The 15,230-nt window shown below is 50.8% G+C and carries 10 protein-coding genes; 8 read left to right on the top strand and 2 right to left on the bottom strand.

From position 1 onward, the window contains the following. The first annotated feature begins 114 nt into the window (after nucleotides 1–114). The 4 genes from AAC022_RS02140 (at nucleotide 115) to AAC022_RS02125 (ending at nucleotide 9,486) form a co-directional block, all read left to right on the top strand. Nucleotides 115–558: a hypothetical protein gene (locus tag AAC022_RS02140; RefSeq protein ID WP_339727511.1), complete on the top strand. Its 444-nt coding sequence runs from the start codon at nucleotides 115–117 to the stop codon at nucleotides 556–558. An 86-nt stretch (nucleotides 559–644) separates the two neighbouring features. Then, nucleotides 645–7,613 (top strand): excinuclease ABC subunit UvrA, encoded by a 6,969-nt coding sequence (uvrA, locus tag AAC022_RS02135; protein ID WP_339727510.1) that lies wholly within the window; start codon nucleotides 645–647, stop codon nucleotides 7,611–7,613. A gap of 252 nt (nucleotides 7,614–7,865) precedes the next feature. After that, entirely contained in the window at nucleotides 7,866–8,783 is a 918-nt protein-coding gene (gene ispE, locus AAC022_RS02130) for a 4-(cytidine 5'-diphospho)-2-C-methyl-D-erythritol kinase (RefSeq protein ID WP_339727508.1), read from the top strand. A 37-nt stretch (nucleotides 8,784–8,820) separates the two neighbouring features. Beyond that, on the top strand, nucleotides 8,821–9,486 hold the full coding sequence (locus AAC022_RS02125; protein ID WP_339727506.1) for a SpoVG family protein: 666 nt from the start codon (nucleotides 8,821–8,823) through the stop codon (nucleotides 9,484–9,486). A 179-nt stretch (nucleotides 9,487–9,665) separates the two neighbouring features. Here AAC022_RS02125 and AAC022_RS02120 read toward each other — a convergent pair whose 3' ends face one another. Continuing rightward, the gene (locus AAC022_RS02120) at nucleotides 9,666–9,947 is read right to left on the bottom strand and encodes a hypothetical protein (RefSeq protein WP_339727505.1); all 282 of its coding nucleotides are present in this window, start codon (nucleotides 9,945–9,947) and stop codon (nucleotides 9,666–9,668) included. Nucleotides 9,948–10,305: 358 nt separating this feature from the next. Between AAC022_RS02120 and AAC022_RS02115 the strand changes: the two genes are divergently transcribed. The 4 genes from AAC022_RS02115 to AAC022_RS02100 all read left to right on the top strand — a co-directional run bounded on the left by AAC022_RS02115 (nucleotide 10,306) and on the right by AAC022_RS02100 (nucleotide 14,273). After that, nucleotides 10,306–11,025, top strand: a complete 720-nt coding sequence (locus AAC022_RS02115; RefSeq protein WP_339727504.1) for a DUF1080 domain-containing protein — start codon at nucleotides 10,306–10,308, stop codon at nucleotides 11,023–11,025. Nucleotides 11,026–11,117: 92 nt separating this feature from the next. Then, complete coding sequence (locus AAC022_RS02110) at nucleotides 11,118–11,975, top strand: ThuA domain-containing protein (RefSeq protein ID WP_339727503.1); 858 nt, start codon at nucleotides 11,118–11,120, stop codon at nucleotides 11,973–11,975. Nucleotides 11,976–12,006: 31 nt separating this feature from the next. Next, nucleotides 12,007–12,690, top strand: a complete 684-nt coding sequence (locus AAC022_RS02105) for an SDR family oxidoreductase (RefSeq protein WP_339727502.1) — start codon at nucleotides 12,007–12,009, stop codon at nucleotides 12,688–12,690. Nucleotides 12,691–12,827: 137 nt separating this feature from the next. Continuing rightward, complete coding sequence (locus AAC022_RS02100; protein ID WP_339727501.1) at nucleotides 12,828–14,273, top strand: NADH:flavin oxidoreductase; 1,446 nt, start codon at nucleotides 12,828–12,830, stop codon at nucleotides 14,271–14,273. Here AAC022_RS02100 and AAC022_RS02095 read toward each other — a convergent pair whose 3' ends face one another. Then, complete coding sequence (locus tag AAC022_RS02095) at nucleotides 14,274–15,098, bottom strand: AAA family ATPase (RefSeq protein WP_339727499.1); 825 nt, start codon at nucleotides 15,096–15,098, stop codon at nucleotides 14,274–14,276. Nucleotides 15,099–15,230: the final 132 nt, after the last annotated feature.

Genomic DNA, 15,230 nt, shown 5'->3' with positions numbered 1-15,230 from the left:
TTGAACACAGGATACGAGATCAGGTATGTTTCATAGAGATCCAAAGTGTAATGTAGTGAAGCGTTTCTGAAAAGCGTTGATTTCTGATCCCCCAATAGTAAAGAGAAAAGCACTATGAAAGGCCCCGGACTGAAGCTGGACCTTGATATCAGGCGACTCTGGAAGTGTCCTCAAACAGGCGAAACGATTCGTTTGAGCGGTAATGTCACTGCTAAAACAACGCAAGTCGATGGGGAAACGGTCTTCATGCAGCTCGTCGAAGAAAAACGGAGTCTCTATCGGGATCCTTTTCACTTTGACTATTATGAACTACCGGAAGGCGATCAGTCTTCCTCAGAACGGGCCGCCGCGGCAGCGCGTTCGATTGAGGAACCGGAACCGGAAACGGAGCCGATCGAAGAAATCGTCGTGACAGAAGAGCAATCGATAGAAATTTCGTCAACGGCTCCCGAGCAGTCTGAACCGGAGACGCTTTCGAATCAAGATCCGCCGAATGAAGATCCACCAAGTCAAGATCCGGAAGAAGAAGAGGATAGCTTCGGCGGCGGGCTACTCTGAGCGACTTTGAATCGATGCGTTCGGTTTGATCACGATTTAGTTAGATATTCTTATCTCGGCATCAGCCGATTGGTATAACGCGGTCCATGTCACAAACAGATATCATTATTACGGGTGCTCGCGAGCACAATCTCCAAAACGTCAGTGTTCAACTTCCCCGCAATCGGCTGATCGTCATGACCGGAGTCAGTGGCTCCGGCAAAAGCTCCCTCGCGTTTGATACGCTCTATGCAGAAGGACAACGGCGCTACGTCGAGTCGCTCTCCAGTTACGCGCGTCAGTTTCTGGGACAGATGCCGAAACCGGAAGTCGATGCCATCACGGGCCTCGCGCCATCCATCTCGATTCAACAGAAAATGAGCGGCCGCAACCCGCGCAGTACCGTGGGGACGATTACGGAAATCTATGATTACCTGCGCGTCTTATTCGCCCGGGTCGGGCTGGGTTCTTGTGAGAACTGCGGCAAACCGATTAGCTCTCAGAGCAGCGAACGGATTATCGACTCAATTGCGCTGCTGCCGGAGAAAACCCGCTATTCGATTCTGGCTCCGTTAATCCAACAGCAGAAAGGCGAGTACAAAGACCTGTTCGAGGATCTCTCGAAACAAGGATTCCTCAGGGCCCGCGTCGATGGCCGCATTGTCCAGCTTTCCGATCAACTTCAACTCGACCGTCAGATGCGACATACGATTGAAGTCGTCATCGATCGTCTGGTGGCAGGCAAAGTCAGTCGCGCGCGTCTGGCAGAGTCCGTGGAACTGGCGTTGAAACTGGCAAACGGAACGCTGATCGTAGCCCAGGAAGTTTCAGCGAAACATCCCGACAAAGAAAATGCAGAGACGCTGCAGGATAAGATTTTCAGCTCGCGTTATGCCTGTTCCGATTGTGGCATCAGCTATGAACCGCCGACGCCGCAGTTATTCAGTTTCAACAGTCCCCTGGGGATGTGCACTGAATGTAACGGCCTCGGAATGCGGTATGATTTTCCAGTCGATGAGTTATTGAAGAATGAATCGCTTTCGATTCAAAAAGGGGCCTTCGAGCTGTTAGGTCCGATAACTAAAGTCGGCAAATGGCGACGGCACATCTACAACGGCGTGGCGCGATCCATCGAAAAAGATCTCAAACTTTCCGAAGACAGTTTTCTGAAAACGCCGTGGAACGAACTGCCTGAAGCAGCGCAACACCAGTTCCTCTATGGAACCGGCGAACGCAACATTACTTACAGTTGGCGGCATTCCGGCGGCGTCTGGAAGCATGGCGGCACCTGGGACGGATACATTGAGGAACTGCTGGAGAGTTATCGCAAAACCAGCAACCCCATGCGGCGGAAACAGCTCGAAAAGTATATGGACTTCGTGCAATGTTCCAGTTGTCACGGAGCACGCCTGAATACACAGGCGCGGCACGTTCGCATTACCTCGACCAGTTTTTCATCGAACGGCAGTCAGCAATCGGTTGCTAAAACACTGCCCGAAGTCTGTGCTTTCAGCATTGAAGAAGCAGCCACCTTCTTCGAATCACTGGAGCTGGACGAAACCGGTTTGCTGATTGCGGACGAAGTCTTAAAAGAAATTCGCGGACGTCTCGGCTTTCTTCTGCGGTGTGGCCTGAATTATCTGACCCTGGAACGGACCGCACCCACACTTTCTGGTGGTGAAAGCCAGCGAATTCGATTGGCGGGCCAGATTGGCTGCGGCTTGGTGGGCGTGGTTTATATTTTGGATGAACCATCCATCGGCTTGCACCCCCGTGATAATACGATGTTGCTGGAAAGCTTGTGTGACTTGCGCGATCAGGGCAATACGGTCATCGTCGTCGAACACGATGAAGAGACCATGCGTGCTGCCGACCATATCGTTGACTTCGGCCCGGGGCCCGGTGTGCGAGGTGGTCACATCGTCGCAGAAGGCACCTATCAGAAAGTCCTGAAAGCGAAAGACAGCGTAACGGCGCGATTTCTATCTGGCAAAGAAAAAATTGAAATTCCGGAAACACGCCGCCCACTCGTCAAAAAAGAATCAATCACGATCAAAGGGGCCAAGCATCATAACCTGAAAAACATCAACGCCACAATTCCCACCAAAGGCTTTATCTGTGTGACCGGCGTGAGTGGTTCCGGGAAAAGTTCGCTTGTGAATGATATTCTCTGGCCTGTACTTAATAAGAGTGTCAACAAAGGAAAAGGCAATCCCGGCGAACATCAGAAAGTAACCGGCCTGGAATTCATCGACAAAGCGATCGACATTGATCAATCTCCCATCGGTCGTACGCCCCGCTCAAACCCGGCGACGTATGTGAAAGTCTTTGATCTGATCCGCGACCTCTATGCCAAACTTCCCGATGCCCGCGCTCGTGGTTACAAAGCCGGTCGTTTCAGTTTCAATGTCGCCGGGGGACGCTGTGAGGCCTGTGAAGGGCACGGTGCGAATAAACTGGAAATGGACTTCCTGGCCGATGTCTGGATTCCCTGTCCGGTCTGTGAAGGCCGTCGTTTCCATCATGAAACTCTGGAGATTCGTTATAAAGGCGCCAGCATCGCCGAAGTTCTCGAAATGGATATTCAACAGGCGATTGAACATTTCCAGAACGTTCCCAAAATTCTGAAGCTGCTGGAATCACTGCATGATGTCGGTCTGGACTATCTTAAGTTAGGACAGCCTTCCCCCACACTGTCCGGCGGCGAAGCACAACGGGTCAAGCTCGCACGAGAACTTGGTAAACGTTCGACAGGCAGCACGTTTTATCTGCTGGATGAACCCACGACCGGTTTACACTTTGCGGATGTCAAACTGTTGCTCAAAGTGCTGCATCATCTGGTTGACGCCGGGAACACGGTGCTGGTGGTCGAACATCATCTCGATGTGATTAAAACGGCCGACTGGGTGATCGATCTCGGTCCCGAGGGAGGCGAGGGGGGCGGTACAATTCTGGTGGAAGGTACGCCGGAAGAAGTTGCCGCCTGCTCCCATTCCTATACCGGACTGGCTTTGAAAGAACAGACGGAACTGGTGCCTGCGAAATTGAAAAAAGGCAGAAAAAAAGCAAACGCCCTGACTCTGAGCAATCCACACTTACGATGGCAGTCGGCGAATCAAAAACGGAATGGAAAACCCAAAGGGGATAGCACACAGATCACGATCCGTGGTGCCGGCCAACACAATCTGCAGAATGTGGATCTGCAAATTCCCCGTAATCAGATGAATGTGTTCTGCGGCCCGAGTGGCAGCGGTAAGAGTTCTCTGGCGATGGATACGCTGTATGCAGAAGGGCAGCGTCGTTATGTGGAATCACTGTCCGCCTACGCACGTCAGTTTCTTGGCCAGATGCCTAAGCCGAAGTTCGAGCACATTCACGGCCTTTCGCCAGCGATTGCCATTGAACAGAAAACAACTGGCCATTCGCCGCGTTCCACCGTCGGCACCGTGACCGAAATTTATGATTACCTGCGAGTGCTCTATGCCCGCCTGGGAACCATGTATTGCCCGGACTGCGATGTGCCCGTGGAAACACAGACGACCGATGAAGTCGTCGAACGCATCCTGTCCATGGAAGCGGGGACCAAACTCTTGATCTTGGCTCCCGTGGAGATCAATGTCGGTCAGGCGTATGAGGCGTTCTGGGAAAAATTAAAGTCACAGGGGTTCCTGCGGGTCCGCATCGATGGGGTCACATACCGTCTGGAAAACGTACCGGAAATTGATCGCCGGCGTCGGCATGAAGTCGAAGTGGTGCTCGACCGAATTACCGTCGCCGCCAAAAACCGTTCGCGGATCGCTGATTCCGTAGAGTCGGCTTTGGCGCTTGGCGAAGGGCTGATGTATGCCTGCTATTGTGATGATACGATTCCGGAAGAGGAATGGGATTTCGAAACCTTCAGCTTGTTTTATTTCTGCGAACAGTGTGGGCAGAGCTTTGAAGAGTTGACGCCGCATAATTATTCCTTCAACAGTCCGCTGGGCTGGTGTGAATATTGTGAAGGTCTGGGGACCGAACTGGGCACGAATTTATCTGAATTGATTCCCGATCCGAACCGCAGTCTGCAGGACGCCGCAGTTGCGGCCTGGCCTGATCCGCGTAAGAATTCCGAATTTAACAAAACACTCGTCGCGCTCGCAAAACAGTTTCGAATTCCGCTGGATGTCCCCTTTAATCAGTTGAGCGTGAAACAGCAGCGCGTCATTCTGTACGGAGATGAAGAACGCTGGATTCCTCTCGACGATTCCGGCAGAATTCAATTTCAATTTAAGGGACTCTACCCGGCCATTGAAGAAGCATCGCGTCTCTCTTTTGCGTTTCGCAGTCGCCTGCATGAAATGACGGGGGAAGTTCCCTGTTCGGTATGTCATGGCAGCCGCTTGCGGACCGATGCGGGAGCCGTTCGATTTCAGGGTAAGACCATCGGCCAGTTTTGTGATCTCCCTTTGAGCGATGCGCTCGCGTTTATAAAAACCGCCAAGCTTGATAAACGACAAAAACAGATCGCCGGCGATCTGATCAAAGAAGCCACCAGCCGCCTGGAGTTCCTGGTCGATGTCGGCTTGGAGTATTTAACCCTGAGTCGTCCCTTGCCCACACTATCAGGGGGAGAAAGCCAGCGAATCCGATTGGCCGGCCAGGTGGGACGTTCGTTGACTGGCGTATTGTATGTGCTGGATGAACCGACGATCGGCCTGCATCCTCGCGATAACACACGGTTGATCAACACGCTCAAAAAACTGCGCGACATCGGCAATACCATTGTGATGGTCGAGCATGATCGCGAAGTGCTCGAAGCTTCGGACTGCCTGTACGACTTTGGTCCGGGGGCAGGGCGGTTTGGTGGAACGATTGTCGGCCAAGGTTCGCCCAAACAGTTAAAACGTAAAAAGAAATCACTGACAGGACAATATCTGTCAAATCAGCTCACGATCTCGCTGCCTCAGGAACGCCGCGTGATTTATGAAAAACAAGGCAAGACAGACGTTGCGATTTCACCCACCGGTCACTGGCTGGAATTAAAGGGCGCCCGCCAGAATAATCTGCAGTCGGTCGATCTCTCGATTCCACTGGGAGCATTTATTTGTATTACCGGGGTGAGTGGCTCGGGAAAAAGTTCGCTGATCGAAGAGACGTTGGCGCGGGCGGTTACCAAAAAATTGCACCGTTCCAAAGAAGCACCCGGTCCGCATGATGCCCTGCTGGGGCTGGAGCAGATTAATAAAGCGATCATCGTCGATCAAAGGCCGCTCGGGAATACACCCGCTTCGAACCCGGCCACATATACCGGCGTGTTTGATCAAATTCGAGAACTGTTTTCACGACTGCCCGACTCTAAAGTACGCGGCTATCAACCAGGGCGTTTCAGCTTTAATCGTTCGGGCGGACGATGTGAGGACTGTGATGGGAACGGCCAGCGCTGCATTGAAATGCACTTTCTGCCTGATGTCTGGGTGACCTGCGAAACCTGTAATGGCAAACGTTATAACCAGGAAACGCTGTCCGTCAAATATAAAGGCAAGTCGATCGCCGATGTGCTGGAGATGTCGATCGGCGAAGTGGCGGAGTTGTTCAATAACATTCCTGCCATCCGACGGACGATGGAAACCCTGTGTGCGATTGGTCTGGATTATCTGACGTTGGGCCAATCTGCGCCGACCTTGTCTGGGGGCGAATCTCAGCGCGTAAAACTGGCTGCGGAACTTGCCCGACCCAGTACCGGGAAAACGTTGTATCTGCTGGATGAACCGACGACCGGCCTGCATTTCGATGACATCGCCAAACTGCTGAAGGTGCTCAACAGCCTGGTCGAACTCGGAAACACGGTGATCGTCATTGAGCATAATCTGGATGTAATCAAAACAGCCGACTGGCTGGTCGATGTCGGACCGGAAGCAGGCATTGGTGGCGGACAAATCATCGCTGCGGGAACACCGGAAAAACTGGTGGAACATGCAGACCGCTATCAAAAACAGACAATCAAAGTCAGCTCACGAAAATCAAAACAGCCTCTCCTGCTCAGATCCTATACGGGAGAAATTCTCAAGCCGATTCTCGCCTCAGGTGAACGCGAGGAACGCGAAGTCTTCGACGCGCAGTCGCTGGGAAAAAAGCAGGCAGGCGATCTCGACTTGAAACAGATCGGCAGCGACGCGCAGATGCCCTGGCAGAAAGCGGGCCGACGCTGGCATACACAGGACCATGTTGCTCTCTCGGGGGCTGCCTGCCAGTGGGAAGGCGGGGCGTTGGAAGCGGTGATCGACTTTGTCGAAAACAAAGAGGGCTTTGGTGAGATCAACTGGAATCATCGCAGCGTTATCGAAGTGAACGGGCCGGTCAAAAAACAGGGTTGGTTCTTGCACGCCAATACGGGCGATGAATGGTTACTGCGGCTCAATTTTCGAGTCAAACGGAATACGTTCAAGCAGGATGATCTGCGGGACCAGTTGGCTTTGAAATCGCTGGATGATCTGGATGAACTTCCGATCTATGGGCGTTCGAATCGAGTGCGGGTTAAAAACCTGAAAGGCCCCTGGCAGGAAGTTAGTCTGACGGTTCATTGGCAGGAAGAAATCAGCACGCCCGCATTTATGGAATTCCTGGAAACGGCGTGTGAATCGTATCTCGGTTTGATCAACCAGGATCAGATCAAACCCGAAGACATCATGCCCTGGAAAGTCTTGAAGAAGAAGTGGCATCTGTCGCGCAAAGGTTTCCCTAACAACAAACGGGTTGGCTGGGATGCCGCGCTGCTGGAGTCTCTGTTCGATCTGGTGGAGCAGACTTATCCCGATTCCGAAATTCAATGGGACAGTAAATCGCTGGTCAAATTCATCCGCGCGGGTAAGAAGAAATCTTTTCTAACGATTCATACCAAACGCCGCGAAGGAGTCGATCTGACGCTGCAGTCTTCTTCAGGTCAACTCACGCTGGGTAAGATCGCCGACCTCGGCAGTGAGCGAGAAATCAAAACCGATTCCAAAGGCAAAGAGCAGGCGCGAATTCGCTTCACGAACCAGAAACAAGTACAAGTCAAAGGGTTCAAACAGCTGCTCATATCGATGGCTGACGAGTGAGTCGTTCCGAGCTGGTACTGTAAAAACGCTTTGAAAGAAAGGGGGGAAATCCCCGCTTCTTGGAAAAGATGTTGACGTTTTTTGTTTTAACAGATAGGATACTCGCTGTAGCAGTAGTCTTTAATATTGTTACGTCGTATCACAATCGAATCTTAATCAGGTCAAATCGCTCTAATCTCTCACTATCAGTGGGGACCTGTTCAATAAAACGACACTGAATTCGTTTTGGTAGGAATTATGGAAATGTGACGGATGCTCTTTTCTTACTCCAATTCGCGCTCCATTACAGTTCATACTCCTGCAAAGTTAAATTTGTTCTTAAGCATCGATCATAAGCGATCCGATGGCTTTCACGACATTACGTCGTTAATGCTTTCGGTGGGAATATACGACACTTTGGTTTTCACGGAGGAATCTTCATCAGAAGTTGAGTTGCGTGTTGTCGCAGCAAATTCTCTTCAGCCCCAACAACTTACAGCCCAAGAGTCGGTCCCGAGCGGAGAAGAAAATCTGGTAGTTCGCGCAATCAGGTTGCTTCAGGCAAAGTCGGGTAAACAGCGGGGAGTTCGGATTCAGTTAACGAAACGAATTCCCTCAGAGGCTGGATTAGGCGGGGGGTCAAGCGATGCAGCTGCAGCCTTATTTGCAGTCAATAAACTTTGGCAATTGGGATTGTCGCTAAACGAACTACGTGAGTTGGCGGCGGAACTGGGAAGTGATATTCCTTTCTTTCTGACAGAAAGCACGAGTGCAATCTGCCGGGGAAGAGGTGAAGTTATAGAACCTGTTTCAATTCCCCATTGTCTCCACTTTGTGGTTGTGCGTCCCAGTTCGGGATTATCCACTGCTGACGTTTATCGGCACTGTCGAGTGGGAATCCATTCGGAAAATCAGGTAGAGCAACTCGTAGACAATTTGGCTTCTGGGCAATTTCATTCACTATCCAGCTTGATGTTGAATGATCTGCAGGCTCCTGCTGAAACACTAAATTCAGAAATATTAATTTTAAAAGATTACTTCTCAAAACAATCTGTTTTGGGTCATATGATGAGTGGAAGTGGGACCGCCTATTTCGGTATCTGCCAGAACCGGGCTCAGGCATCTCAGATTGCGGCACGATTACGTTCCACAGTCAAAGGGCACATATTTGTCGTCCAGAACCGACTATAGATGAGCAATTCAAAATTTGGCACAAATGGAGTGAGCCATGGATATCAGTGAAGTACGCATCAAGTTGATGAATGATCCGCATGAAAGATTACTTGCTTTTTGCTCGATTACTTTCGATGTCTCGTTTGTCATAAGGGATTTGAAAATTATTCAGGGGGCGAAAGGCGCCTTTGTCGCGATGCCCAGCCGCAAGCTGATGGATCGCTGCCCCAAGTGTCATAACAAAAATCACCTGCGGGCATCGTTTTGCAATCAGTGTGGTGTGCGGCTGGATGAAAATCGGGCCGAGAAGGACGACGCGGGTCGCGCCCGACTTTACGCCGATATTGCTCACCCGATCAATTCTGAGTGCCGTGAGTTGATTCAACAAGAAGTCCTCAAGGCCTATCAGGATGAAAAGATTACTGCTCAGAAGGATGGATATATTTGCCGCTATGATGATTTCGGCGAAGAGGATTATGCCCGTCTGAGCCCTTATGAGGAAGACCACGAAGAAACAAAGGCTCCCGCCGAAACATCAGGTTCCGAATCAATCCACATCCGCAAAAATAATCAGGTTTTCAGAATCGACTCTGCCAAAACCTCTCAAGAGTCGAGTCAGCCGCATCACACTGCAGCAGAACAGCCTGAATCAGATAAAGTCTCCTCGAATGAAAGCATCCCTCGTTCAAGAGGGGATTCATTTGGTTCCGGAATTGTTTGAGTCTGAGCGTTCCCTGTAATGCTGCGTAATCCAAGCGATGCTCGCACGCTACAGTAAGCCCGGAACCAGGCGGGAAGCCCGGAACCAGGCGGGTTTCGGATTCTGCTATAAATGATCCTGTTTCATGGCAGAATCAACAACATGCTTCCTGTCTCAGATTGCCAATGAGCGGGTCTGCATCACATCAAAAACAGGCCCGCCACCATGATTGTGATGCCCGTTGCTTTGGATGTCAGCATGTGCTGCAAACGATCAATCATTTTCTCATTGGATTGCAGATCCACAATTTCCTGCTTTTCCACCTCTTTGCGTAGTTCAGAGTTCAACCATTCCAGAACCGAGATGCTCAGGTTCTGAGAGCTGTCCTCAGTTACAGCCGAAGGGGTATGGTCCAGAGCAGATGCCGCTGGTCTGATTATCTTGAATTGATCCTGCTGAGGGGAGATCATTAACTCTTGCATTCTGGCCCGTTTCTTTCTCGGTGGAGATCCGAATTCATCAACTGATCAATCTGAGCACAGGAAGGAAATGATTCCGTGATGAAGGTTTCAATCATTGTCCCTGTGAAGCGAATCAGTTTAAGGAGGGAACACTAATTCTATCGGTCAAGTTTGCAGCATCTCCCTCATGTATTGTTTACGGGATTCAGTAATTTGGGGGGAGCGTAGAAAGATGTATCGATTATAGCTGTCCTGTGCAGAAGTCAGAACAGCAGGCTTTAGTGTGTCATACGGAATCGGTATGATACGGAGACGAAACCCGATTAAGTTTCCCTGTAATGACCGATTTTAATTTGACTTTCCTGAAAGAGAATATTCGATGAAATCCCAGCTTGCATTTTTGTTACTGATGATCTCGATGTGTTTTCTGGCAAGTTGCAGTGATTCGGCATCGACCGAAAAACAAAAAGAGGAAGCCCTCAATGAAGTTCCTGCCATCGACTTGCCCGAAAAAACGTTAGAATCGTTATTTGAAGTCGAAGATGGTTTTACACTACTGAGCCTGAAGGACTTCAAAGAATTCCAAGGCAAATCAAAAGCGCCGGTCAAAGATCCAACTTGGACCGAAAAAGAGGGTGTGATCTCCTGCACGGGAAACCCGCGCGGCTATCTGTACTCGCTGGGAAGCCTGGGCAACTGCACCATACGGTTGGAGTATCGTTTCCCGAAATCGGCTGAGAAAAATGAGAACCCCAACACGGGCTTTCTGTTTTTCATCACCGGGGAAAACAGAATCTGGCCGAAGTGCCTGGAAGTGCAAGGCAAATTTGCGGAGATGGCCCATATCAAATCAAACAGCAAAGAGATCACTCTGGAAGTAACCGATAATCAGGCGGCCCGCGAAACTGCCAGACGTCCGATTGGCGAGTGGAACGCCATCGAAGTCGTTTGCAAAGATGGCGCACTGACTTCGGTCCTGAATGGCACGCCCATCGCTTCCAGCAAGCCCAGTGAACTCAAAGCAGGTTTCTTCGGCATTCAATCCGAGGGAGACGCTGTCGAGTTTCGCAACATTCGCGTGCAGGAATTAACGGATTAGGCGTTTTGCTTTGCATTGGACTGCCTGTTCTCTTTAAAATGGGCAGACTAAAAGTATTGAGTTTTATTTTACCCAACCGTGGAGCGATCACCATGCTATTTCGATTAATGACGACTTGCTGCCTCTTGGCATGTACCCTGTTGCTGACCCCCTCTCTTACTCAGGCGGAATCGGGAAAAACCAGAGTTCTGATGCTGACTCAGAGCAAAGGGTATACGCACGGTTCTGTAAAGCGGGGCAAAACTGATTTGGCACCTGCTGAAATCGCGATGTTGCAACTGGGCAAGCAGTCCGGCCTCTTCACGGTAGACTGTACTCAGGATGCGGCGGCTGACTTCACGAAAGAGAATCTGAAAAACTATGACATCGTGATGTTTTATACGACCGGCATGCTCCCGATCAAAGAAGAAGATATGCAATATTTTCTGAATGACTGGCTGAAACAGAAAGGGCATGGCTTCATCGGTTTCCATTCTGCGACAGATACCTATAAATCGTACGAACCTTATTGGGATATGGTTGGTGGTTCGTTCAACGGGCATCCCTGGGGTTCCGGCAACAAAGTCACGATTACTGTCCATAACACCGAGCATCCGGCGATGAAATCGTTCGGGAAAGAATTTCAGATCAAGGACGAAATCTATCAGTACAAAAACTGGCAGCCAGAAAAAGTCCATGTGCTGATGAGCCTGAATATGGAAAAGTGCAATCCCAAACGTCCCTATCAGGTTCCGGTCGCATGGGCTAAAGAGTGGGGGCAAGGCAAAGTCTTTGTAAACAACCTGGGACACAACCCGCAAACATGGGCCAATCCTGCATTTCAAGAATCGGTCATCGGAGCCATGAAATGGATTCGCGGCGATGCACCCTCCGCGGTTCCCGTGAATCCAGAACTTTCCAAACGGGAAGATGCAAAAGCGGCTGCTGCCAGCAAGGCGGAAACGAAATAAGTTCCGATTAAGCGAAGTACAGGAAAAGTTCATGTCAAAAGTGATTGTCGTGACTGGCGCGACCCAGGGATTGGGCCGCGCCATGACAGCCGGTTTCATCGCAGCAGGGCATACGGTGATCGGCTGCGGTCGGTCAGAAGAAAAAATTTCTGACCTGTCAAAGCAGTTTGGTGCCGCGCATCAGTTTTCAGTCGTTGACATTGCCGACAACAGTTCTGTTCAAGCCTGGGCGGCCCGCGCGATTGACCAGTTTGGTGCGCCGGACCTGCTCCTGAATAACGCAGCCCAAATCAATGAGAACGCGCCCCTCTGGGAAGTACCTGCGGAAGACTTTGACTCGATTATTGACGTGAATATCAAAGGGACCGCCAACACCATTCGTCATTTTCTGCCTGCGATGCTCGAACGGCAGACCGGCGTGGTTGTGAATTTCAGTTCCGGCTGGGGTCGCTCTACTTCTGCAGAAGTTGCCTCGTATTGTGCGACGAAATGGGCCGTTGAAGGTCTGACCCAGGCGCTGGCTCAGGAACTGCCACGGGGCATGGCGGCGATTCCCTTGAATCCGGGGATTATCAATACCGAACTGCTGCAGAGTTGCTTTGGATCGCAAGCAGAATATTACCCGTCGGCAGACGAGTGGGCGAAGACGGCGGTCCCCTTTCTGTTGGGCCTGTCTGCCAGCGATAATGGAAAACAATTGACGGTTCCCGGCTAGGAAACAGACTGGAAATCTTGATATATTCCGGTTTTATCCTCTGAATGGTAATTCACTTCGAGTTTGAGTAAACTCAAATCAGTCAGACCCTCGATACCTTCACCGTCATCAAATTTGCTTGCATAAAGTCATCAGACATGGCCAAATATTATAAATATAAAACTCCCGCCGACGTCGTTGCCGATTCAGAACGATTAGGCTGTCCGATTGAAGTGTCGGACAACTTTGACGTGTTATACCAGCCGATTCAAATCGGTCATCTGCAAGCGAAAAGCCGTCTGGGTATCCAGCCGATGGAAGGCTGCGATGGTACCACTGACGGATTTCCCGATGAATTAACGTATCGTCGCTATCAACGATTTGGTGCGGGCGGCGCGTCATTGATCTGGGGGGAAGCGACGGCCATTGGCCCTGAAGCGCGGATGAATCCACGTCAGTTGATGATCAATGATAAGACTGCTTCCGCATTAGAGACGATGCTCGCCGGCTGTCGCGATGCCCACAAAGAAGTGTTTGGTTCCGATGACGGTTTAGTCATCGGCCTGCAGTTGACCCATTCAGGCCGATTCAGTTTTCAAAAACCGCTCGTCGTGACCCGAGATCAGGTACTTGATCCGCGAACGATTGATAAATCAACGGGGCATCCCATTGATGACAGCTATCCAATACTCACTGATGACGATTTAAAACGCATCGAAGATCAATATGTGACCGCTGCAAAACTGGCAGAGTCGATTGGGGTAGGGTTTGTTGATATCAAACAGTGTCATCGATATTTGCTCTCAGAATTACTGGCAGCGAAAAACCGGCCGGGAGAGTATGGCGGCTCGTTGGAAAACCGCACACGCCTGGTACGGAATGTGGTCAAACGCATTCGGGAAGAGTGTCCAAGCCTGGTCATCGGCACCCGCATGAATGGCTACGATGGAATTCCCTATCAGGGCGCCGGCGATGACTTTGTCGGAGAACCCTGTCCTCACGAGCTGCCTTTGCAAACCGCCTTTGGTACTGATCCGAATGATCATTTGAAGGAAGATCTGACTGAGCCCTTGGAAGTTGCCAAACTGCTCAGGGAGTGGGGCGTCGGTCTGATCAATATTTCCAACGGAAACCCGTATGCCAATCCACATATTGTCCGTCCGGCGGAATTCCCGCCGACCGACGGTTATCATGCCCCCGAGCATCCACTGATCGGCGTCGCACGACATTTTCGAATTGCGTCACAGATTCAGGCCGCCGTTCCAGATATTCCGGTCGTCGGAAGCGGTTACAGTTGGCTACAGGATTTTGCGATGCACGCGGCTGCCGCGAATGTTGAACAAGGGAATATTTCCATTGTCGGCATGGGCCGCGCAACACTCTCACAGCCGGAATTTGCCAAGCTGCTGAAGGAAGACGGAAAACTCAAACGAAAAACCGTCTGCCGTACGTTTTCTTATTGCACCAACCTGATGCGCACGAAAGATCATCCACTCGGGCAGTACCCGACAGGATGTCCTCCGTTTGATAAAGAAGTGTACGATCCGCTGTGGAAAGAAGCCAAAGCGAAGCTGGAAGAAAAACAGAAACCCGCGTCTGAGTAATCAGGCAGCCTGTTGCAGGGGAGACTGTTCTGCCTGTTCATCCGCGATGATTTCCTGGACCAGACCGCCGTAGTCTTTGGCACCCGGGCAGGAGCTGGAATAATCAAACACGGATTGCCCGAAGCTGGGGGCTTCTGCCAGTTTGATGTTCCGTCGGATTCGGTTCTGGAATACTTTTGCATCTGCCCACGGTGCGTCGGGAGCGCTTGCACCCAAAAACGCACACAGGTCATCGGTGATATCCGCTGCCAGGCGTGTTCCTGTTTCGTAGAGACACAAAACGACGCCGGAGACACGTAATTTGCGATTCAGGCGACGCCGTACCAAGGCCGTTGTTTCTAACAGTTTGGACAAACCCTGCAGTGCAAAGAAGTGAGGCTGCAGAGGAATGATCACCTCGGTGGCAGCCGTCAATGCGTTGACCGTTAACACACCCAGCGAAGGGGGGCAGTCCATGATCAGATAATCAAAGGGTTCTGTTTCCGCCATTTTCTCTATGGCCTGACGCAAAACAATTTCCCGGTTGTCGGCATCGACCAATTCCAATTCAGTCGCAGCCAGATCCAGCGTCGCAGGAACGACCCACAAATTTTTCGCGACCAGTTGGCGGGTTTCTGCCAGGGTTTTAAATCCCGAGAAAACATCATAGGACGTGGGAACATTTCCCGTCGGTTCAATCCCCAGATGTAACGAGGCATGGCCTTGCGGATCGAGGTCGACCAGGCAGACTTTTTTGCCCTGCATTGCCAGCCCGGCAGCCATGTTTACGCTTGACGTCGTTTTGCCGACGCCCCCTTTTTGATTCATGATTGCAATGATACGCATCGGGAGTCCCTTCCCTCTTTCTCTTCAAAAAACTGGGTCGCTGTCTTGTTTTAAACGATTATTATATTTCACCTTACGTCATTGTGTTTTTACTGAGGACGCAGGTGAGGTTGTGTCATTTCTGACCTGAAG

The sequence above is a fragment of the uncultured Gimesia sp. genome, from assembly GCF_963976445.1.
GTDB lineage: Bacteria > Planctomycetota > Planctomycetia > Planctomycetales > Planctomycetaceae > Gimesia.
Note: the sequence above shows the minus strand (reverse complement) of the source record. Positions and strands in the feature narration are given on the sequence as shown.